Raw genomic sequence first — 586 nt, forward strand, 5'->3', positions numbered from 1 at the left:
CCGCTCAGGCCGGAAGGAGCCCGTGCTGGACGAGGCCCGGCGCCAGTTGGAGCAGTATTTCCGCAGGAAGCGGAAGGACTTCGACCTGCCCCTGCAGCGCACGGGCACCCGGTTCCAGCGGCTGGTCTGGGAGCGGATCGCCACCGTGCCCTTCGGCAGCACCACCACCTACGGGGCCATCGGCAAGGCCATCGGGGGAAAGGCCATCCCACGCACGGTGGGGCGTGCATGCGGCGACAACCCGCTGCCCATCGTGGTGCCCTGCCACCGCGTGATCGCGGCGAACGGGCTGCTCACCGGCTATGTGGGCGGCCTCTGGCGCAAGCGCTGGTTGCTGGAGCACGAAGGGGCCCTGGCGAGGGAACTGTTCTGAGCAGCCCCGAGCCGGTACCTTCGCACCCCATGGACGCGCAGTCCCTCGCCGAGCGGGTGGTGGCCCGCATGTACGACCACGACCCCTTCAGCATCTGGCTGGGCATCGAGCGGCTGTTGGTGGCCCCGGGGCGCTGCGAACTGCGCATGACCGTCCGCGAGGAGATGCTGAACGGCTTCTCCATCGCCCACGGTGGCATCACCTACAGCCTGG

General features: G+C 69.6%; 2 protein-coding genes. Both read left to right on the forward strand.

All coding sequences use genetic code 11. The features are described 5' to 3' along the window. The coding region (locus KDM41_18645; protein MCB1185443.1) for a methylated-DNA--[protein]-cysteine S-methyltransferase at nt 1-373 on the forward strand (373 nt) is incomplete at its 5' end. A 29-nt stretch (nt 374-402) separates the two neighbouring features. Then, the coding region (locus KDM41_18650) for a thioesterase (protein MCB1185444.1) at nt 403-586 on the forward strand (184 nt) is incomplete at its 3' end.

This window comes from bacterium (assembly GCA_020440705.1).
GTDB lineage: Bacteria > Krumholzibacteriota > Krumholzibacteriia > LZORAL124-64-63 > LZORAL124-64-63 > JAGRNP01.